The following is a 17349-nucleotide window of genomic DNA, read 5'->3' as shown; positions in this document are numbered from 1 at the left end:
GGGAGAAACGCGCTCGCGATGCGCTGCAACGCAGTTGCGTGCAAAACCAGTCCGCCGCGATGCGCTGTGGCATGCGGATCGGTGCCCACCCCAGATGACGGCACGGACGTTCGCTCCCCTTAAACCCGCTCGTGTTACGGCGGACTTTCACGATCCTTAGGCAAGCGATGTTGCCGTGTCAACATGCCGCATTGCGCGATATTGCCATGCAACCTGTCGTGGAAGCTGTAGGCGCGGAACGAAGTTTCGCCCGGCTTCTCGATTCGAATGCGTTGCGTTAGTCTCGCTGTCCGAATCCTCCAGTCACGGCCGGATGCGCCTGCATCGGCTCTGCGAAAGATGCGCGTCGATGCGGCCAGCCAAGGCACGGGTGAGGAAACGGATCGCGGGACCGCAGCGGGCGGCACGCACGACAAAGCCGCAGCGCTCAGTGCCGCGCGCCGCGTCCGGCGCGACCTCGACCCGGGCGAAACCGCTTGCCCTCGGCGACCTTTCGCAACTGCTGGGCTATTCCATCCGTCGCGCGCAGCTCTGGATCTTCAAGGAGTTCAGCCGGCAACTGGCGGCCTTCGAAATCAGCCCTGCCCAATTTTCCGTGCTCTGCGTGATCGACGCCAATCCCGGCGTCAATCAGCTTGCCGTCGCGCAGCTGTTGTCGATCGAACGTGCCGGGCTCGGCAGGCTGGTGGACCATCTGGAAGGCCGTGGCCTGGTGCGGCGCAGCGCGTCGGCGGTCAACCGCCGCTATTACGTGCTCTATCTGACCGATACTGGCACGGCACTGCTGGGCCGGCTGAGGCCGGCGGCCGCCGCAAGCGACAAGGCGCTCGCGGCCAAGATCGGACCGCGCGCCTACAAGGAATTGCAGCGGGCGCTGTCGACCTTCGTCGGGGATGCCTGAGCGCGCCGGCCTGATCTGGCAGGTCACCCCTTCTTTATCTTGGCTTGAACTATCGTGGCTTGAACTGCGTGGCTGGAACGGGCAAACGGTCCGCGAAGACCGTGGCTTACGCCACCCATTTCAAGCCTGACTTCAAGGGAGAGACCCCATCATGGAACGCCGTACATTCCTCAAGGGCGGCGCGGTTGCCGGCGCGACGACGCTGGTTGCAGCCCCTGCGATCGCGCAGAGCGCGCCCGAGATCAAATGGCGCCTGACCTCGAGCTTCCCGAAGTCGCTCGACACCATCTACGGCACCGCGCAGACCTTTGCGAAATACGTCGCGGAAGCCACTGACAACAAATTCCAGATCCAGACCTTTGCCGCCGGCGAGCTCGTCCCCGGCCTGCAGGCGCTCGACGCCGTCAGCGTCTCTACCGTCGAGATGGCGCAGACGCCGCTGTATTTCTACATCGGCAAGGAGCCGGCGCTGGCCTATGCCACCGGCGCGCCGTTCGGCATGAACCATCGCCATCAGGAATCCTGGTGGCACTTTGGCGGCGGCGCCGAGCTGACCAACGAGGCGCTCAAACCCTTCAAGACGCACGCCATCCTTTGCGGCAATTCCGGCACCCAGATGGGCGGCTGGTTCCGCAAGGAGATCAAGACCGTCGATGATCTCAAGGGCCTCAAATTCCGCATCGCCGGCATGGGCGGCCATGTGCTGGCCAGGCTTGGCGTGGTGCCGCAGCAGCTCGCCGGCGGCGACATCTATGCGGCGCTGGAGAAGGGCTCGCTCGACGCGGTCGAGTTCGTCGGTCCCTATGACGACGAGAAGCTCGGCTTCCAGAAGGTCGCAAAATACTATTACTTCCCGGGCTGGTGGGAAGGCGGCGCCATGCTGCACATGATCGTCAATGACGAGAAATGGGCGAGCCTGCCGAAGCAGTACCAGGCCGTCGTCAACCAGGCTGCGTCTGCGGCCGGTGCATGGATGCTCGAAAAATACGACAGCGTGAATCCGGCGGCGCTGAAGCGGCTGATCGCCAACGGCGCCGAGCTGAAGGCCTTCCCGCAGCCGGTGCTGGAAGCCTGCTACAACGCGACCCAGGAGCACCTGAACGAGCTCGCCGCCAAGAGCGATCTGTTCAAGCGCACTAAGGACAGCCACGACGCCTATATGAAGGAGCTGCTGTTCTATACGCAGATCGCGGAGAATTTTTACGACAATTATCTGCTCAGCAAGATGCGTAACAAGAGCTGAGAGCAAGCCGCGGGTGCGCGGAGAGGTGCGCCTGGACCGATCCCGGTCATCCTGAGGTGCTCGTCCTGCAAAGCAGGACGAGCCTCGAAGGACGACGGCCCGGATGCAGCGGAGGCCGTGCATCCTTCGAGGCTTGGCCCGCGCCGCTTCGCGTTGCGGGCCGCGCACCTCAGGATGACGGGTCTGCCTTAGTGATCCTACGAACTGAGGCCCAGCTTCGCGTAAATCCGCCTCGCATAGGCACCGAACGCATCCGTCGTCTTCAGCGGCAGGTCGCGCGGGAAGGGCAGGGCGATCGGGAAATAGTCGGCCATCTTGGCCGGCCCCGCCGTCAGCACCGCGCAGTGCGAGGACAGGAATACGGCTTCCTGGATCGAGTGCGTGACGAAGATGATGGTCTTGCCGCTCTCGCGCCAGATCCGCAGCATCTCCAGATTCATCTGCTCGCGCGTCAGCGCGTCCAGCGCGCCGAACGGCTCGTCCATCAAAATCAGTTTTGGATCGTGGATGAAGGCGCGCGCGATCGCGGTGCGCTGCTGCATGCCGCCGGAGAGCTCGCGCGGATATTTCTGCTCGTAGCCGGCAAGCCCGACCAGATTGAGCAGATCGCGCGCCCGCTCGCGCGCGGCTTTCATCGGTAGGCCCACGATCTCGGCCGGCAGCAGCACGTTGTCCAAAATGGTCCGCCATTTCAGCAGCAGCGCCTGCTGGAACACCATGCCGATGTCGCGGGTCGGATCGAACGGGCTGTTGGCATTGCCGATTGTGACGGTGCCGCCGTCGGCACTATGCAGGCCCGCAAGAATCTTCATCACCGTGGTCTTGCCGCAGCCGGACGGGCCGACCAGCGAGACCAGCTCACCTTCCTGCACGTCCATGGTGACGTCGGACACCGCCAGGAATTCGGCGCCGCCGCTGCGATAGACTTTTCGGACGCCGCGCAGGCTGATGAAGGGCCCGTCCGTCATGCCAGCCATTTGTTCAAATTGGCGGCGACGAAGGCATCGTCGCTGAGGTCGGCATGCTCGCGCGTGACGCGATCGATCTCCTCCTTCTGGCCGGGGCTGAGACCCTCGTTGGGATCGAGGCACCACAGACCTTTCAGCAGGCCCTGGCGCCGCAAGATCTCGTGACAGCCGGCGATGCAGCCGTGAAAATTGTTGGCGACGTCGAAGAAGGCGCTGTTGCAATCGGTGACGCGGGCATCGAGCGCGAGCAGATCGGCTGGCACGTTGTCCTTGTGCCGCGCCTGTTTGCAGCGCTCGAACTGTTGGATTGCGCTCGCGGTCCAGACCGACCAGTGGCCGAGCAGGCCGCCTTTGAAATAGGTGCGGGTGGTGACGCCCTTGTCACGCAAATCGAACGGCAGCATCAGATCGAGCAGGATGTGATCGTCATTGCCGGTGTAGAGCGCGACGCGGTCGAGCGCGCCGGCTGCGGCGACACCGCGCAGCACATCGAGGGTACGGTAGCGGTTGAACGGCGCGATCTTGATGGCGATGACGTTGTCGATCGAGGCAAAGCGCTGCCAGAATCGGCTCGACAGGATGACGCCGCCGACCGCCGGCTGAAGATAGAAGCCGACCAACGGGATCTCGGCGGCGACGGCCGTGCAATGCGCGATGATCTCGTCCTCGGAGGCGCTCCTCATCGCGGCGAGGCTGAGGAGCCCGGCGTGATAGCCGATGTCGCGCGCGGTACGGGCTTCCGTGGTCGCCTGATTGGTTGGACCGGCGAGGCCCGCAACCATCGCCAGCGGACGCCTGGTCCAGTTCGCGGCGGTCTCGGCGGCGAGCTCGAGCACGGGACGATAAAGGCCGACATCTCGGATTGCGAATTGCGTGGTGTGCACGCCGACGGCAAGGCCGCCTGAGCCGGCGTCGATGTAATAGCGCGTCAACGCGCGCTGATAAGTCTTGTCGAGCTCGCGCTCGGCGGTGAGCGCCAGCGGATGCGCCGGCATCACGGTGCCCTCGGCGATCAGCTTGCGGATGTCGGCGTTGATCTGGCTGTGGTGCATGATGTCCTATCCGAATTCAGGGCCGGCGACGGCGAACGGCATTTCCTCAGCCATGGCGGTGGCAGGGCCGAACCGCATGCGCTGGAACGGACGCTCGATGGTCCAGCCGGATGCGGTCAATCCTTCCAGGAATGCGGATTGTGATGCGATGGCGTCGACCAGAAGCGGGCCGGTCTCGGATCGCGCGATCGCATGAACCAGGGCCATCGCGGCCGCGGCGTTGTCGGCAAATAGCGGGCCGATATGGCGGGCGGTCCGGCCGTCGCGAACCAGCGCGATGGCGCCATGCGCGGAGACGATGCGCGAGCCCGAGCGCTGCGCGAAGGCGGTCAGGAGCGCGGTCCGGTCGAAACCGGTGGCCCGCCGGTCCCGCGCACGCAATGCATCGATGGTCGCGGATGACGTTGGTGGCGCTTCCGCTCGGGCCGGATTCACCAGCTTGAGCCGGCGCAATTGCAGGGTCGGCGTGAAGCCGAGTGGGCCGTAGACGGCGGCACCGTCGGGCGTGGCGTCGAGCCAGCTGGTCAGGCCGTTCCTGCGCGCCGTTTCCAGGCAGGCATCGACGAGACGCGTGGCGAAGCCGCGACGGCGATGCGTGCCTGATACCAGCACCATGCTGATCCAGGCGTTGTTGCCGGAATAGGGCAGCAGCGCGGCCGTGGCGACCAGCCGCATCCCGTCGCGGATTCCGAACACGACGCCATCGTGCAGGAAGACGCGCCAGTCCTCCTCGGTCTGGTTCCAGTGCGCTTCCGTCGACAGCACGAGCCCGGCGATCGCATCATCGACGCCGAGCTTGAGGATGGGCGGGCCGTCAGTAGCGTCCATCGCGCACCTCGTATTTGGTGGGCTTGCCGAGGCTCGGCATGGCGCGCGAGACCCAGTCGGCGGTCCAGGCGATCAACTGCTCGGTGTCGACCACCGGCAGGCCGAACAGCTCGACCGCCTTGGAGGTATCCGTGAGCCACGCCGTCGGTTCCTCCTTGCCTGATAGCACCGGCGCGCGGCCGAACCTTGCGCCGAATTTTGCCGCGAGATCGCGCACCGCAAGGATCTCGTGGCCGCTGACGTTGATCGGCGTGGTCGGCGCCGTGCAATGCGCGAGGCACCGCAGCGCCTGCGCGGAGGCATCGCCCTGCCAGATGAAATTGACATGGCCGAGGCTGACGTCGATCGGCGTGCCCGTCAGCACTTTTGTCGCGATGTCGTGCAGCACACCGTAGCGCATGTCGATCGCGTAGTTGAGGCGGAACAGCCGGCCGGGCGTCGAAAACTTGCGCGAAAAATATTCGAACATGCGCTCGCGGCCGACGCAGGACTGGGCGTATTCGCCGGGCGGGTTCGGCGCCATGTCCTCGGTCGAGCCTTTGCCGTCGACGGGCACGAACGGATAGATGCAGCCGGTCGAGAACGCCACGATCCGCGACGACGGGAAGGCCTGCGCGACCAGCGCCGGCACATGCGCATTCATCGCCCAGGTCAGCGACAGATCGCCCTCGGCGCCGAATTTGCGGCCGGCCATGAAGATGATGTTCGGTGCCTTCGGCAGCGCCTCAATGGCGGTCTCGTCCATCAGGTCGCAATTGATGGTCTCGACGCCGCGGGCGTGCAGCCATTCCTTGATACCGGCTTCGCTGAAGCGGGCGACGCCGATGACGCGGCGATCCGGCGCGGCGGCTTTCGCCAGACCAGCCAGCGTCGGTCCCATCTTGCCGGCAACACCCAAAATCATGATGTCGCCCTCGACCTTGGCGAGGTCGTCGATCAGCGCCTGAGAGGGACGGCACAGGAGATCGTCGAGCGCTGCGATATCAGGAATGGTCTTCGGCAGCGTCTGGCGGGTGAGCAGCATCGTTCGGTCCTTCGTTAGGCTTGCCTGGCGTCGCCGACCACGAACATGCGTTCGAGGACGAGCACCAGGCCGTAGAGAGCAACGCCCAGCAGCGTCAGCAGGACGACCGCCATCACCATCGCGGGCGTGTCGAGCGAGGACTGCACCTGGATCATGAGGTAGCCGAGCCCGCGCTCGGAGGCGATGAACTCGCCGACGATGGCGCCGGCGACCGCGAGGATGGCGCCGACTTTCATGCCGGAGAACACATAAGGCAGCGATCCCGGCAGCTGGATCTTGCGGAACAGCGTCCAGCGCGAGCCGCGCAGCGATTTGACGAGGTCCAGCAGATCAGGCTCGACCTCGCGCAGTCCCCGCGCGGTGGTGAGCAGGATCGGGAAGAAGCAGATACTGAAGGCGATCAAAATGTTCGGAACGATGCCGTAGGAGAACCAGACGATGAGGAGCGGGCCGAGCGCGACCTTCGGGATCATGTTCAGCGTCACGAACAGCGGCAGCAGCGCCATGCTCAGCAGCGGCGCCCAGCTGAAGATGACGGCGAGCGCGACCCCGACGAAGGCGCCGAGCGCAAAGCCACCGAGGATCTCGATTGCGGTGACCAGCGCGTTGGCGCCCCAGGCATAGTTCGCGGTGCCCAGCGTCTGCACCGTCGCGAGCGGGGAGGGCAGGATGAATTTCGGCACGTGGAAGGCGTCGACCAGGACCTGCCAGAGCACGAGCACGACGAGATGCACGATCAGGATGATCGCAAAGCTGCGTGCCGGGCTTGCTCCGTCGGCTGCCACCCGTCTGCTCCCTTTTGTCCGCGGCCTCGCTGGCCACAACGGTAAGCCTAACCGGCCTCGGGTCAAGTTTCAACCAGTTGGTTGATTATGGCCGGAGCGACTGCAGCACGAGATCGACGACATGGCGGCGGCGGGAGCGGCGCTGGGCGCGGCTCGACAGGTCCTTGCCGAAGATCGCCGACAGCGTCGGCGTGTTCGAGAAGAAGAAATAGCTCAGCCCCGCAATGGAGATATAGAGCTGGATGGGATCGATCCCCTTGCGGAACATGCCGCTGCGCACGCCTTCATGCAGGATGTGGGAGACGCTCTTGACCAGCGGCGAATGCATCGCCTCCAGCCGCGTCGAGCCGCGGACGTGGCGGGCGCCGCCGCGGTTCTCGTCGTTCAGAAGCACGATGAAATCAGGGTTTGCGGCGAGGTGGTCGAACGAGGCCTCGATCAGCCGGCGGATCGCCTTGTCCGGCGGCAGGCCTTCGAGATTGAGCTTGCGCTCCTGCTCGCGGATGTCCTCATAGACCCACTCGAGCACGGCAAGGTACAGCGCGTCCTTGTCGCCAAAGTAGTGATAGACCAGCTGCTTGTTGACACCGGCGCGCTCGGCGATCTCGTCGACGCGGGCGCCCGCAAAGCCGTGCCGGGCGAACTCCTGGCGTGCTGCGGTGAGCAGCTTCTTGCGGGTGGCGATGGGATCGCGCCGCTGCGGCACGGTGTCGCCAGATCGTTTTGCAGGCATTTCCAACCAAACAGTTGACAAGTGGAGGGCGGGCTTGTTGCATTGGTATCCTCACACGGGGAGAGCGACAAGCCGGGTCGCGGGCAATGAGGAGAGATGCGATGAAGCATTTGCAGGCGGCGTTGGTGGCGCTGGTGCTCGGTTTGCCGGCAGCGCCGGCAGGCGCGGGCGAGGCGGTCAATCTCATCCTGAACTGGACGCCGACGGCGGACCACTCGCCTTACTACTACGCCAAGGCGCTAGGCTGGTACGAGAAGGCGGGCATCGACCTCACCATCGAGACCGGCAAGGGCTCGGGCGTCTCGGCCGCCAAGGTCGGCTCGGGCGGTTCGCCGTTCGGCGTCGCCGACCTTGCCACCATGCTGGTGGCCAAGAGCAAAGGTGCCGACACGGTTGCGGTGATGAGCGTCTACGCCAACACCGGCCAGACCTTCTACTGGCTGAAGAGCTACGGCGTGAACGGGGTGAAGGATTTTGCCGGGCACAAGATCGGCAATCCGCCGGGCGACGCCTCGCGCGTGATGTGGCCGGCCTTCGCCAAAGCCGCAGGCCTTGCGCCCGATGCGGTCGGCTTCGTCAATGTCGGGCCGACCGCGAAGATCGCGGCGCTGAAGAGCCACACCGTCGACATCATCAGCGACTTCTACAACGAGCACGATTTGAAGGTGATCGAGTTCGGGCAGGACCTCGGCTACGTCAACTGGAAGGACATCGGGCTCAACCCTTACGGCAACTCGCTGATCGTCAACGGCGCCTATCTCCAGAAGAACCCGAAGGTGGCCGAGGACTTTGTCCGCGTCACGCAGAAGGCCTTCGCGGCCTGCGTCGCCGACGTCACGCCCTGTCTGAAGGCGCTGCTCGACCAGGTCTCCGGCCTCGACCAGGCGAACCAGGAGCGCCAGTGGGAGCGCATCAAGTTCCTGATGACGGACGAGTTCACGACGACCAATGGTCTCGGCTGGATCGACGGCGAGCGGATGAAGAAGGACTATGAGCTGGTCCAGACCTATCTCGGCATGGAGAAGCCGTTCGACGTCAGCACGGCATTCACGACGAAGATGCTGGATCCCGGCATCAAGATGGATGCGAGCAAGGTGAAGAAATAGGAGCGCGGGCGGGTACGGCCTGACTGCGGCCGCGCGTCATCAGCTTTTCTTCATGTCGTAGACGTGTTCAGGCCCGGGAAAGGCGCGCGACCGCACGTCGGCGGCATAGCTTTCGATCGCGGCCTCCATGGCCGGACCGAGATTGCCGTACCGCCGGACGAATTTCGGGGTTCGCGGCGACAGCCCGAGCATATCCTCGAGCACGAGCACCTGGCCGTCGCAGGCCGCGCTCGCACCGATGCCAATGGTGGGGATCGCAATCGTCTCCGTAATCTTGCGCGCCAATGGTTCGGCCACGGCTTCGACGACGACCGAGAATGCACCGGCATCGGCGACGGCCTTCGCATCGTCCTCGATGGGGCCCCAGTCAACCTCGTTGCGCCCTTGGGCACGAAACGAGCCGAGCGTGTTGATGGATTGCGGCGTCAGGCCGATATGGCCCATCACCGGAATGCCGCGTCCGGACAGGAACGCAATCGTCTCCGCCATGCGGACGCCGCCTTCCAGCTTCACGGCGCCGCATTGTGTCTCCTTCATGATCCGCACGGCGGAGTTGAACGCCTGCTCTCTGGAGGCTTCATACGATCCGAACGGCATGTCGACGACGACCAGTGCCTGCTTCGAGCCACGCATCACGGCCGCGCCCTGGAGGATCATCATCTCGAGCGTCACAGGCACCGTCGTCTCGAAGCCGTGCATCACGTTGCCAAGGGAATCGCCGACCAGAATGACATCGCAATGCCGATCCACCAGCGCTGCCGTATGCGCGTGATAGGAGGTCAGCATGACGATCGGTTCGCCCCGCTTGCGTGCACGGATATCCGGCGCGGTCTTGCGTCTGATGGCGGACTGAACTGACATGATCGGCTCCTTCAGCGAGGGGCGGGATCGAAGCCAGATGCCACGATCGTGTCAATCGCGCCTGTGATCACGATGGACGGCGCGAGAGGTGAGGGGCGGGGGCACGCAGGCTCTGCGCCGTCATTGCGAGCGCAGCGAAGCAATCCAGAGTCTTTCCACGGAGGCAGTCTGGATTGCTTCGCTGCGCTCGTAATGACGACGTAGACAGAGCGGCGCGCCAATCTATCACCGTCACCCTGAGGTGGCCGCTTCTTCAGCGGCCCTCGAAGGGCGACGGCCCGGCTCCTTCCGCGCGGCTCGCTGCTCGGCCGCGCATCCTTCGAGGCTCCCCATGGGACGCGTTGCGTCCCATGCCTCGCACCTCAGGATGACGGGGTGAGATTGGCGCCCTGCTTGAGACCCGCCCCCACCCCACGTATCCCCACGGAGAAATTAACCGGCCATTAACCATATCGGCGGCATCGTTAACCATTCAATAACAGGGAACGAGTCGGCCGCCATGGAGGCTGCAGCAAAAGTCCAACGCCAAATGGTGCGCCTGCGCGGGCGCTCCTATGTGGCCTTCGTGTTCGTGCCGACGGTTCCGATCCAGGACTGGCTCCAGGAAATCGACACCACCATCGCCCGCTCGCCGGGTTTCTTCGCCGGCCGGCCCGTGGTGATCGACCTGTCCTCGGTCGACCTCAGCCAGTCCGGCATCGGCCATCTGCTCACCAGCCTTCAGGATCGCAACATCCGCGTGCTCGGCATCGAGGGCGTGGAGGAGGGCCGGTTGACGCCCTCCATGCCGCCGGTGCTCTCGGGCGGGCGGAGCTGCGTGATCGAGCCGACCGCGCCGAAGAAGGCGGAGGCGAAGGCCGAGACCAAGCCGACCTCGCTGTTGCTGGAGACCCCCGTGCGCTCCGGCCAGACCGTGATCTTCCCGGAAGGCGACGTCACCATTCTGGGTTCGGTCGGCTCCGGCGCGGAGGTCGTCGCCGGTGGTTCCATCCACATCTACGGCGCGCTCCGCGGCCGCGCCATGGCGGGCGTGAACGGTCACACCAGCGCGCGTATCTACTGCCAGAAGATCGAGGCCGAACTGCTTGCAATCGATGGGTTTTACCAGACTGCGGACGACATCGACGCGGCCTTGCGCGGCAAGCCGGCGCAGGCCTGGCTGCAGGGGAATACCATGCGAATTACAGCACTGAACTGACCAGAAGGAGATTTTTGAGATGGCCAAGGTACTGGTCGTGACATCAGGCAAGGGCGGCGTCGGCAAGACCACGACGACCGCCGCGCTGGGCGCTGCGCTGGCGCAACGCGGCGAGAAGGTTGTCGTCGTCGATTTCGATGTCGGCTTGCGCAACCTCGACCTCGTGATGGGCGCCGAACGCCGCGTCGTGTTCGACCTCATCAACGTGGTGCAGGGCGTCGCAAAACTCCCGCAGGCGCTGATCAAGGACAAGCGGCTTGAGAACCTCTGGCTGCTGCCGGCTTCGCAAACCCGCGACAAGGACGCGCTGACGGAAGAGGGCGTCGGCAAGGTCATCGATGATCTGCGCAGCCGTTTCGACTGGGTGATCTGCGACAGCCCGGCCGGCATCGAGCGCGGCGCCTCCATGGCGATGCGCTTTGCCGATGAGGCCGTCATCGTCACCAATCCGGAGGTGTCCTCGGTGCGCGATTCCGACCGCATCATCGGCATGCTCGATTCCAAGACGGTGCGGGCCGAGAAGGGCGAGCGCGTCGAGAAGCACATTCTCATCACCCGCTACGATGCCTCGCGCGCCGCGCGCGGCGAAATGCTGACCATCGACGACATCCTCGAAATCCTTGCCACGCCCTTGCTCGGCATCATCCCCGAGAGCCAGGACGTGTTGAAGGCTTCCAACGTCGGCACGCCAGTGACGCTGTCGAACGCGGACGGCGCACCCGCGCGGGCCTATATCGACGCGGCGCGGCGGCTGTGCGGCGACACCGTGCCGATGCAGGTGCCGACCGAGCGCAAGGGTTTCATGGATCGTCTGCTACGACGGAGGGCCGCATGAGCATGGGTCTGCTTCGGCTTCTCCGCGGCAAAAAGCCCTCTGCACCGGTCGCTCGTGAGCGGTTGCAGATCCTGCTTGCCCATGAACGCGGAATGCGCGGCCAGCCCGATCTGCTCGGTGTGCTGCGTGAGGAAATTTTGGCCGTCGTGTCCAGGCACGTGACGCTGGACCCGACAAAAGTCATCGTGCGGCTCGAGCGCGGCGACGAGGTCTCAACCCTCGAGGTCGATATCGAGGTGCCCAACGATTTCGAGCGCAAGAAGGCGGCGGTCGCGTAGGGGACGCGACTGACGACGGCCCATATTGGGGTGGGTGATAGGGCGGTCCGCTGGGCATAGCGGGCCGCCCTTGTCGTTTGACCAGCGGAACGGCACAAGCGGTCAGGCCGTTATCCTGGACCCGCGGAGCGCCGAGCCGGGCGCCGCGGTTTCCTTCAATCGGGAGAGCGCCCATGATGTCCGAGGTCCAGGTCCATACCGTTGCGCGGCAGATGCTCGAAAAGCACGGCTTCGCTGCAATTGCGAAGGCCGCCGAGCAGGCCCAGGCCTGCGAGGGCCGCGGCGAGGCCGATGAGGCCAGGGAATGGCGTCACATCGAGGACGCCATGAAGATCATGCGCGGGCCGCATCATAGCTGACACCTGCGGAGCCCGAGGGCGCTTAGCGCTGCCTGCGATCGACGGCTTGCTGGGAACTGCTATTCCGCGCCTGCGGCTGGCCACGCTCGCCCGTCTCCTTGCAGGGAAGTGGTTCCCATGAGCCGTCCGGTGCCTGCTGATAGGCACTACACGATGACAACGAGGTCGATTTGTCCTCGCTCCTCTGGGCGTCGGAATTCTTTGCCAATGCCGGGGCGGTCAGCGCCATAGCGGCTGCGAATGCGCCGGCGAAAACGACATGGATGATCCGCATGAGGTCCTCCTTTTCGATTTCGAAGAGGCCCGCATGCTGGCAAAAATTGTGACAATTGTTAGCCACGACGGCGCTTCCGCCGTCGCGTGCTTAACGTTGCGAAAATCGGCTCGCTAGCCGCCCTTGCTGCGGATCAGGCCGGCGGTCTTCTGTTTCTCGCACCAATTGCTCATGCCGAGCCGGCGTTGGTCGAGATCGGTCATCTGGGTCGCGACGGCGACCTCCGCCATGATGTCGTCGGCCTGCTTCTCGCCCATCTTGCCGCCGGTATGCATCCAGGCAATCGCCTTGCGCACCTGCTCGGTGGTGCCGTCGGGCAGCTGCATCTGCTGCGCCCTCTGCACCAGATCCTGGTAGACGACATCGGTGCCCGGGCATTCGACTTTGGCGGCGAAGGCCTGCAAGACCATGGTCACATAGGTCGAACGCGGATGGTCGTCAGCCGCCTGGGCTGGGGCCGCGATCAGCAACAGGCTGGCCATCAGAAAACCGGTGCGCATTCCTGGGTATCCTCCTCGATTTTTTTGCAAGGCTAGTTTTTTGCAAGGCTAGCGTTCGGCGCGCCGCTCCGCAATGGTGCCGTGCCGCAATTGTCGCACCCTGCTGCGGTGCGCTAAATTGGCGGCTCCCGGACCCGGAGCGCGACATGAGCCTGTTCAGCACGCCGTTCGATCCCGTCAGAGACACAGCGCTCGTCACCGGCGCCGGCAACGGCATCGGCCGTGCGATCGCGCAGGCTCTGGTCGGCGAGGGCGTCCGGACGGTGTTCGCCGATATCAGCGCGGAACGGGTGACTGCCGCGATTGCCGCGAGCAGCAGGCCCGAATTGGCGGTGCCCTGGGTCGGCGATCTCGCCACGCTGGACGCCTGCGACGCGCTGCTGGCCGCCGCACATGCCGCGCTCGGCGAGGTCTCGCATTTCGTCCACAGCGCCTCGCCGCCGCGGCGCGAGGCCGATCACGCGCTCGCGGTCGATCGCAGGACCTGGCAGGAGATGCACGCCGTCAACCTCGATGCCGGCTTTCATCTGGCGCGCGAGCTCGCAAAACGGCTGATCGCGGCGAAGCGGCCCGGCTCGTTCCTGTTCCTCACCTCGCTGCATGCGGGCACGCCGCGCAACCTGCCGCATTATTCGACGGCGAAGGCGGGGATGGCGATGCTGGTGAAGGAGCTCGCGAAGAGCTTTGGGCGTTACGACATCCGCGTCAACGCGCTGGTGCCGGGTGCGATCGCGGCCGGCGGATTCGTCGCGGATGCTTCGCTCGCAAAACACATTCCGCTCGGGCGTCTCGGCGCGGCTGATGACCTCGCCCCGATGGCGCTCACGGTGCTCTCGAACAAGCTCTCGGCTTACGTCACCGGCGCGGCCTTCGTCGTCGACGGCGGGCTGTCGCTGACAAACTGGTTCGAAGCGCCTGTCTTGGACGAATAGCTTAGCGCTGCCAGGCCGGCACGGGATCGAGCGGCGTGCGATAGACCTCGTTGTGATCGCGGTCGGTGACGCGCACCGCGCAGCCTTTCTGCTGTAACTCCGGCTTCACCTGCGACAGCTCGGTGGCCAGTTGAACGGCGCGATCGGAGGCGACCTCGATGTCTTCGAGGATGATTCCGCCCTGGTTCTTGAACTCTTCACCAACCACGAGATCGAAGGAATAGTAAGGCATCCGAATTCCCCGGTGTGACGACCCAAATCTTGAAGAGGAGTCTTCAAGAGAAGCCTTCAACGGAAGTCTTCAACACATGCCGGATGATATCACTGAGTCTCTGATTTTCGAATGAACGGGCCGCACAATCTCTGTGCCTATAGCGCAGAAATGATGTGCAACACGCGGGCGCATTAAGATTTTATTAAATATGTCGGCGCGATCATAAGGCATGGAATTGCAGCAGAACCGGACTCCGGGAACCGGCAGCTGCAAGAGAAGGCCGTCGGCATAGATCCCGACGGCCTTTTCTCTTGATGGACGACGATCGACGCATCGATCTCCGTAGTCGCCCGGACTCAACGCATCACATCGAGTCGGACAGCTTACGCAACGCGCGCGTTGTCGCGCGATGCCGGTCTTTTGACGCAGCTCTAGTGCACCGGCATCGGCGGGCGCACGACGGGTCCGTCGTCATCGGCAACGGCCTGTGTCGTCGTAACAGGTGCGACCGGCGGCGGGACCGTGGCGGCCTGCGAAGACGGCGGCGGAGGCGCGAGCGGCGTCGGCGGATACGCCGGCATATAGGTCTGCGACACGGCGGGTCTGGGCTTGCGAACCGGCGGCGGTGCAGGACGCGACGGCAGCGCGGACACGCGAGCGCGCGGATCGACCGGCCTCGTCTCGGCCACGGGCTTCGGCGCGGAGGGCTTCGCCATCTCGCGCGCCATCTGCTCCTGTCCAGCCTTCAACTCGGCGATGCTCGCCTTGAGCGTTTCGATCTGTTGCGCCATCGCGGCGAGATCGCGTGTCATCGACTGCACCGACTGCGCTGGATCGGACGGCGTTGCTCCGGGCACGGCCGCAGCCTGAGCCGCGGGCGGCGTCGCAGATTGGTCGGCCGTCTGATCGGTGGCCGCTTCGACTGCGGGCGGGGCGGCCTGCGCGGCGGCGACAGGAGTTGTCTGCGACGTCGAAGGCAGCAGCGAGGCCAATGCCGGCGTCCATTCGGCAAGCATTTGCCTTGCCCTGTCGCCGTGTTGCTCCCAGGCGATGGCGGCGGCCGCGCTGCCGCCCGCAAACAGGAACGTGACGAACGCGCCGCGCAGCCATTTGCCGGCGGCGGATCGTTTTGGCCGGCCGTGACCATCGCTCGCCGTCAGGCGCACGGCCGTGTCGACCGGTGGCGCTGCCGCAGCGGGCTTCTCGTAGACCACATTGATTGTGGGCTCCGCGCGCGCCGGCTCAGGCGTGAACTTCGGATTGATCCTGGGTTCGGGACGGGGCGTGATCTCAGGCGCCAGCGCGGGCGCAACGCCGATCGGGCGCGAGGCCAGCACCATCTCCGGCGAGATCTGAACCGCGTCGTGCGGATCGTTGTCCTTGACCGTGTCCTTCACGATCTCATCGACGATTTGCCTGGGGTTCAGCGTCGCGAGCATCGCAGCTCCTTTGAAGCTTTGTTCGTCCGCATTGGCGCGAGCCGATCTGTTGAGGTGGCCCATCCAAATCTGAATGAGGTTTGCCCGATGGCGCACGAGTCCAGCCGGGTTTGACGAAAGCAAGGCGAGGGGATGGAGATGATGCGACGCTCCTCCGCCGTTTGTGGTGATGGAACCCGTTCTGCCCAACACGGGGACGTGTTCCAGCCTGCCTTGTTTTCAGCACGATTTGGGCAGCATCTGGCGATGCTGGGGGCGCTGTTGTCCGCTATTGGGGGGCCGGCGGTGCCAAAATCTCTACTTGCTTTGTTCGTCGTAGCCTTGCTGCCGCTCGGCGGTTGCATGCAGGCGACGCTTTCGCCATCGACCGACGCGAGCATGACGCCGCGCGATCGCCAGTTGCTCTCGCACACGCCTTACGCCCAGGCGAATGTGCCCGAGCAATATCTCCGTCACATCGTCGATTATCCGCGCAAGGAGCAGCCGGGCACGATCCTGGTCGATACCGACGCGCGCTACCTCTATTTCGTGCTGCCGGATGGCAAGGCGATCCGCTACGGCGTCGCGGTCGGCGAGGAGGCCATGGCCTTCTCCGGCGTGGCGCGGGTCGGTCGCCTCGCGGAATGGCCGGACTGGGTTCCGACGGCGGAGATCCAGGCGCGGCTCGGACCCTATCCGGCGCGTGTTGCCGGTGGTCCCGCCAATCCGCTGGGCGCGCGCGGCATCTATCTCTATACCGGCAACAAGGACACGCTCTACCGCATCCACGGCACCAACCAGCCCGAATATATCGGGCAGGCGATCTCGTCGGGCTGCATCCGGATGCGCAACGAGGACGTGATCGATCTCTACGACCGCGTGAAGCTCAATTCGACCGTCGTCGTGCTGCCGCCCGGACAGAACGCACAGGTCGAGGCGGGTAGGAACTGGCGCGGGTGAGAGGAGCTCACCCTGGCGTGAATGCGCGCAGGACTGACGATTCCTGAAGAGTGAATTGCTTCACAGGAGATGCGCTGGTTTTGCGCTATGCCTCAATGGCCGGTTGCCATTGGAGGCATCATGCAAAAATTTCTGGCTCAATTGAATGAAAGCGACCGCGGGGTCGTCCGCAAGTGGCGGCTGGCGTCCCTCGGCTTTTATGGATCGATCCTGGCCGGAATGGTCGTGTATATGGCGCTGCATTGGACACCGGAGGTCAATTATGCCTCGGTCGATGCCATAGCACATCCAAAGGTCATGAGCGCGCCACGGCACTGAGCGCAACGTGTCCCGGTCGGGTCTCACTCCTCGGGCCGGGCAATCCGCCATTGCAGCGTCGTCGCATTGCCGTTGGCATCGCCCGGCGCCCTGTCGGCGGGCGAGGTGTAGAGCGGGCGGTAGCGGTAGGCCCACATCTTGCTGCCGTCGTTGCGGCTGATCACGGTGAAGTCGCCGACGGCCTTGGCGTCGGTCGTTGCGGTCAGCGGGACCCAGCTTTCGGCGCACTTGCCATTGCAGTTCGAACTCTTGCCGTTGGTGTCGCGCTCATAATAGTAGAGCGTCATGCCCTTGAGATCGACCAGCTTGGGGCCCTGCTTGGTCAGGACCACCTTCGCCGGTGCGGTCGTGGCCTCGGGCTTCGGCGCAGGAGCAGCTTCGCCGCCATGTCCGTTCGCGAGCGCAGGAACTGCCGAGAGCACGATGACCGCGGCCGCGATGTGGAACCTGAGCATCCGAAACTCCCGAATCGGCAAAGTTAATCGCGCGTTAAGCGCAGAATGTTGCCGAGGCTAACAGCCGAAGGTTAGTTCCAGGTTTCGCGGCACTGCGAAACATACTG

22 protein-coding genes are annotated in these 17349 nt (G+C 64.6%); 10 read left to right on the top strand and 12 right to left on the bottom strand.

The genetic code is table 11. From position 1 onward, the window contains the following. Nucleotides 1–349 precede the first annotated feature (349 nt). Nucleotides 350–901, top strand: a complete 552-nt coding sequence (locus tag B5V03_RS25660) for a MarR family winged helix-turn-helix transcriptional regulator (protein WP_129273160.1) — start codon at nt 350–352, stop codon at nt 899–901. A 151-nt stretch (nt 902–1052) separates the two neighbouring features. Then, nucleotides 1053–2144 carry a TRAP transporter substrate-binding protein gene (locus B5V03_RS25655; protein WP_129273159.1) on the top strand — a complete coding sequence of 364 codons (1092 nt, stop codon included), beginning with the start codon at nt 1053–1055 and terminating at the stop codon, nt 2142–2144. Between the two features lie 197 nt (nt 2145–2341). Here the strand turns inward: B5V03_RS25655 and B5V03_RS25650 are convergent, their stop codons facing one another. The 6 genes from B5V03_RS25650 to B5V03_RS25625 form a co-directional block, all read right to left on the bottom strand. Then, on the bottom strand, nt 2342–3121 hold the full coding sequence (locus B5V03_RS25650; protein WP_129273158.1) for an ABC transporter ATP-binding protein: 780 nt from the start codon (nt 3119–3121) through the stop codon (nt 2342–2344). Then, the gene (locus B5V03_RS25645) at nt 3109–4164 is read right to left on the bottom strand and encodes a dihydrodipicolinate synthase family protein (protein WP_129273157.1); all 1056 of its coding nucleotides are present in this window, start codon (nt 4162–4164) and stop codon (nt 3109–3111) included. The genes B5V03_RS25650 and B5V03_RS25645 overlap by 13 nt, the downstream gene beginning before the upstream one ends. Before the next feature lie 6 nt (nt 4165–4170). Beyond that, a complete protein-coding gene (locus tag B5V03_RS25640; protein WP_129273156.1) occupies nt 4171–4992 on the bottom strand; it encodes a GNAT family N-acetyltransferase in 822 nt (273 codons plus the stop codon). Beyond that, nucleotides 4979–6016, bottom strand: a complete 1038-nt coding sequence (locus B5V03_RS25635; protein WP_129273155.1) for an NAD-dependent epimerase/dehydratase family protein — start codon at nt 6014–6016, stop codon at nt 4979–4981. Before B5V03_RS25635 ends, B5V03_RS25640 begins: the two co-directional genes overlap by 14 nt. A 14-nt stretch (nt 6017–6030) precedes the next feature. Then, complete coding sequence (locus B5V03_RS25630; RefSeq protein ID WP_129273154.1) at nt 6031–6801, bottom strand: ABC transporter permease; 771 nt, start codon at nt 6799–6801, stop codon at nt 6031–6033. A gap of 85 nt (nt 6802–6886) precedes the next feature. Further along, nucleotides 6887–7534: a TetR/AcrR family transcriptional regulator gene (locus tag B5V03_RS25625; RefSeq protein ID WP_129273153.1), complete on the bottom strand. Its 648-nt coding sequence runs from the start codon at nt 7532–7534 to the stop codon at nt 6887–6889. 101 nt (nt 7535–7635) lie between these two features. Between B5V03_RS25625 and B5V03_RS25620 the strand changes: the two genes are divergently transcribed. Beyond that, complete coding sequence (locus B5V03_RS25620) at nt 7636–8640, top strand: ABC transporter substrate-binding protein (protein WP_129273152.1); 1005 nt, start codon at nt 7636–7638, stop codon at nt 8638–8640. 39 nt (nt 8641–8679) lie between these two features. Here B5V03_RS25620 and panB read toward each other — a convergent pair whose 3' ends face one another. Then, on the bottom strand, nt 8680–9501 hold the full coding sequence (gene panB / locus B5V03_RS25615; RefSeq protein WP_129273151.1) for a 3-methyl-2-oxobutanoate hydroxymethyltransferase: 822 nt from the start codon (nt 9499–9501) through the stop codon (nt 8680–8682). Nucleotides 9502–10000: 499 nt separating this feature from the next. On the opposite strand from panB, the gene minC reads away from it, so the two are divergent. From minC to B5V03_RS25595, 4 genes are all read left to right on the top strand, one after another. Next, nucleotides 10001–10699 (top strand): septum site-determining protein MinC, encoded by a 699-nt coding sequence (minC, locus tag B5V03_RS25610; RefSeq protein WP_129273150.1) that lies wholly within the window; start codon nt 10001–10003, stop codon nt 10697–10699. A gap of 19 nt (nt 10700–10718) precedes the next feature. Continuing rightward, a complete protein-coding gene (gene minD / locus B5V03_RS25605; RefSeq protein ID WP_129273149.1) occupies nt 10719–11534 on the top strand; it encodes a septum site-determining protein MinD in 816 nt (271 codons plus the stop codon). After that, nucleotides 11531–11812: a cell division topological specificity factor MinE gene (minE, locus tag B5V03_RS25600; protein WP_129273148.1), complete on the top strand. Its 282-nt coding sequence runs from the start codon at nt 11531–11533 to the stop codon at nt 11810–11812. Before minD ends, minE begins: the two co-directional genes overlap by 4 nt. A gap of 173 nt (nt 11813–11985) precedes the next feature. Continuing rightward, the gene (locus B5V03_RS25595) at nt 11986–12171 is read left to right on the top strand and encodes a hypothetical protein (protein ID WP_129273147.1); all 186 of its coding nucleotides are present in this window, start codon (nt 11986–11988) and stop codon (nt 12169–12171) included. 22 nt (nt 12172–12193) lie between these two features. Here the strand turns inward: B5V03_RS25595 and B5V03_RS25590 are convergent, their stop codons facing one another. Next, entirely contained in the window at nt 12194–12445 is a 252-nt protein-coding gene (locus tag B5V03_RS25590; RefSeq protein ID WP_129273146.1) for a hypothetical protein, read from the bottom strand. A gap of 113 nt (nt 12446–12558) precedes the next feature. Continuing rightward, the gene (locus tag B5V03_RS25585) at nt 12559–12945 is read right to left on the bottom strand and encodes a hypothetical protein (RefSeq protein ID WP_129273145.1); all 387 of its coding nucleotides are present in this window, start codon (nt 12943–12945) and stop codon (nt 12559–12561) included. A gap of 146 nt (nt 12946–13091) precedes the next feature. On the opposite strand from B5V03_RS25585, the gene B5V03_RS25580 reads away from it, so the two are divergent. Next, on the top strand, nt 13092–13877 hold the full coding sequence (locus B5V03_RS25580; protein ID WP_129273144.1) for an SDR family NAD(P)-dependent oxidoreductase: 786 nt from the start codon (nt 13092–13094) through the stop codon (nt 13875–13877). 1 nt (nt 13878) lies between these two features. Here B5V03_RS25580 and B5V03_RS25575 read toward each other — a convergent pair whose 3' ends face one another. Continuing rightward, nucleotides 13879–14109: a DUF6894 family protein gene (locus B5V03_RS25575; RefSeq protein ID WP_129273143.1), complete on the bottom strand. Its 231-nt coding sequence runs from the start codon at nt 14107–14109 to the stop codon at nt 13879–13881. Between the two features lie 413 nt (nt 14110–14522). Beyond that, entirely contained in the window at nt 14523–15530 is a 1008-nt protein-coding gene (locus B5V03_RS25570) for a hypothetical protein (protein ID WP_164988279.1), read from the bottom strand. A gap of 342 nt (nt 15531–15872) precedes the next feature. On the opposite strand from B5V03_RS25570, the gene B5V03_RS25565 reads away from it, so the two are divergent. Further along, nucleotides 15873–16469, top strand: a complete 597-nt coding sequence (locus B5V03_RS25565; protein WP_164988333.1) for a L,D-transpeptidase — start codon at nt 15873–15875, stop codon at nt 16467–16469. A gap of 120 nt (nt 16470–16589) precedes the next feature. Beyond that, a complete protein-coding gene (locus B5V03_RS25560; protein ID WP_129273140.1) occupies nt 16590–16787 on the top strand; it encodes a hypothetical protein in 198 nt (65 codons plus the stop codon). A gap of 23 nt (nt 16788–16810) precedes the next feature. Here B5V03_RS25560 and B5V03_RS25555 read toward each other — a convergent pair whose 3' ends face one another. Further along, nucleotides 16811–17242: a COG4315 family predicted lipoprotein gene (locus B5V03_RS25555; RefSeq protein ID WP_129273139.1), complete on the bottom strand. Its 432-nt coding sequence runs from the start codon at nt 17240–17242 to the stop codon at nt 16811–16813. Nucleotides 17243–17349: the final 107 nt, after the last annotated feature.

Source organism: Bradyrhizobium betae (genome assembly GCF_004123905.1).
In the GTDB taxonomy this organism is placed as follows: domain Bacteria; phylum Pseudomonadota; class Alphaproteobacteria; order Rhizobiales; family Xanthobacteraceae; genus Bradyrhizobium; species Bradyrhizobium betae_A.
This window is presented reverse-complemented; position numbering and strand designations above follow the sequence as displayed.

What these genes read in the sequence shown, in the direction of transcription:
- B5V03_RS25655 (WP_129273159.1), top strand. Translation starts at nt 1,053, where the DNA reads ATGGAACGCCGTACATTCCTCAAGGGCGGCGCGGTTGCCGGCGCGACG.
- B5V03_RS25570 (WP_164988279.1), bottom strand. Translation starts at nt 15,530, where the DNA reads ATGCTCGCGACGCTGAACCCCAGGCAAATCGTCGATGAGATCGTGAAG.
- B5V03_RS25620 (WP_129273152.1), top strand. Translation starts at nt 7,636, where the DNA reads ATGAAGCATTTGCAGGCGGCGTTGGTGGCGCTGGTGCTCGGTTTGCCG.
- B5V03_RS25555 (WP_129273139.1), bottom strand. Translation starts at nt 17,242, where the DNA reads ATGCTCAGGTTCCACATCGCGGCCGCGGTCATCGTGCTCTCGGCAGTT.
- B5V03_RS25565 (WP_164988333.1), top strand. Translation starts at nt 15,873, where the DNA reads ATGCAGGCGACGCTTTCGCCATCGACCGACGCGAGCATGACGCCGCGC.
- minC (WP_129273150.1), top strand. Translation starts at nt 10,001, where the DNA reads ATGGAGGCTGCAGCAAAAGTCCAACGCCAAATGGTGCGCCTGCGCGGG.
- B5V03_RS25635 (WP_129273155.1), bottom strand. Translation starts at nt 6,016, where the DNA reads ATGCTGCTCACCCGCCAGACGCTGCCGAAGACCATTCCTGATATCGCA.
- B5V03_RS25560 (WP_129273140.1), top strand. Translation starts at nt 16,590, where the DNA reads ATGCAAAAATTTCTGGCTCAATTGAATGAAAGCGACCGCGGGGTCGTC.
- B5V03_RS25650 (WP_129273158.1), bottom strand. Translation starts at nt 3,121, where the DNA reads ATGGCTGGCATGACGGACGGGCCCTTCATCAGCCTGCGCGGCGTCCGA.
- B5V03_RS25640 (WP_129273156.1), bottom strand. Translation starts at nt 4,992, where the DNA reads ATGGACGCTACTGACGGCCCGCCCATCCTCAAGCTCGGCGTCGATGAT.
- B5V03_RS25660 (WP_129273160.1), top strand. Translation starts at nt 350, where the DNA reads ATGCGGCCAGCCAAGGCACGGGTGAGGAAACGGATCGCGGGACCGCAG.
- B5V03_RS25625 (WP_129273153.1), bottom strand. Translation starts at nt 7,534, where the DNA reads ATGCCTGCAAAACGATCTGGCGACACCGTGCCGCAGCGGCGCGATCCC.
- minE (WP_129273148.1), top strand. Translation starts at nt 11,531, where the DNA reads ATGAGCATGGGTCTGCTTCGGCTTCTCCGCGGCAAAAAGCCCTCTGCA.
- B5V03_RS25585 (WP_129273145.1), bottom strand. Translation starts at nt 12,945, where the DNA reads ATGCGCACCGGTTTTCTGATGGCCAGCCTGTTGCTGATCGCGGCCCCA.
- panB (WP_129273151.1), bottom strand. Translation starts at nt 9,501, where the DNA reads ATGTCAGTTCAGTCCGCCATCAGACGCAAGACCGCGCCGGATATCCGT.
- B5V03_RS25575 (WP_129273143.1), bottom strand. Translation starts at nt 14,109, where the DNA reads ATGCCTTACTATTCCTTCGATCTCGTGGTTGGTGAAGAGTTCAAGAAC.
- minD (WP_129273149.1), top strand. Translation starts at nt 10,719, where the DNA reads ATGGCCAAGGTACTGGTCGTGACATCAGGCAAGGGCGGCGTCGGCAAG.
- B5V03_RS25595 (WP_129273147.1), top strand. Translation starts at nt 11,986, where the DNA reads ATGATGTCCGAGGTCCAGGTCCATACCGTTGCGCGGCAGATGCTCGAA.
- B5V03_RS25580 (WP_129273144.1), top strand. Translation starts at nt 13,092, where the DNA reads ATGAGCCTGTTCAGCACGCCGTTCGATCCCGTCAGAGACACAGCGCTC.
- B5V03_RS25645 (WP_129273157.1), bottom strand. Translation starts at nt 4,164, where the DNA reads ATGCACCACAGCCAGATCAACGCCGACATCCGCAAGCTGATCGCCGAG.
- B5V03_RS25590 (WP_129273146.1), bottom strand. Translation starts at nt 12,445, where the DNA reads ATGCGGATCATCCATGTCGTTTTCGCCGGCGCATTCGCAGCCGCTATG.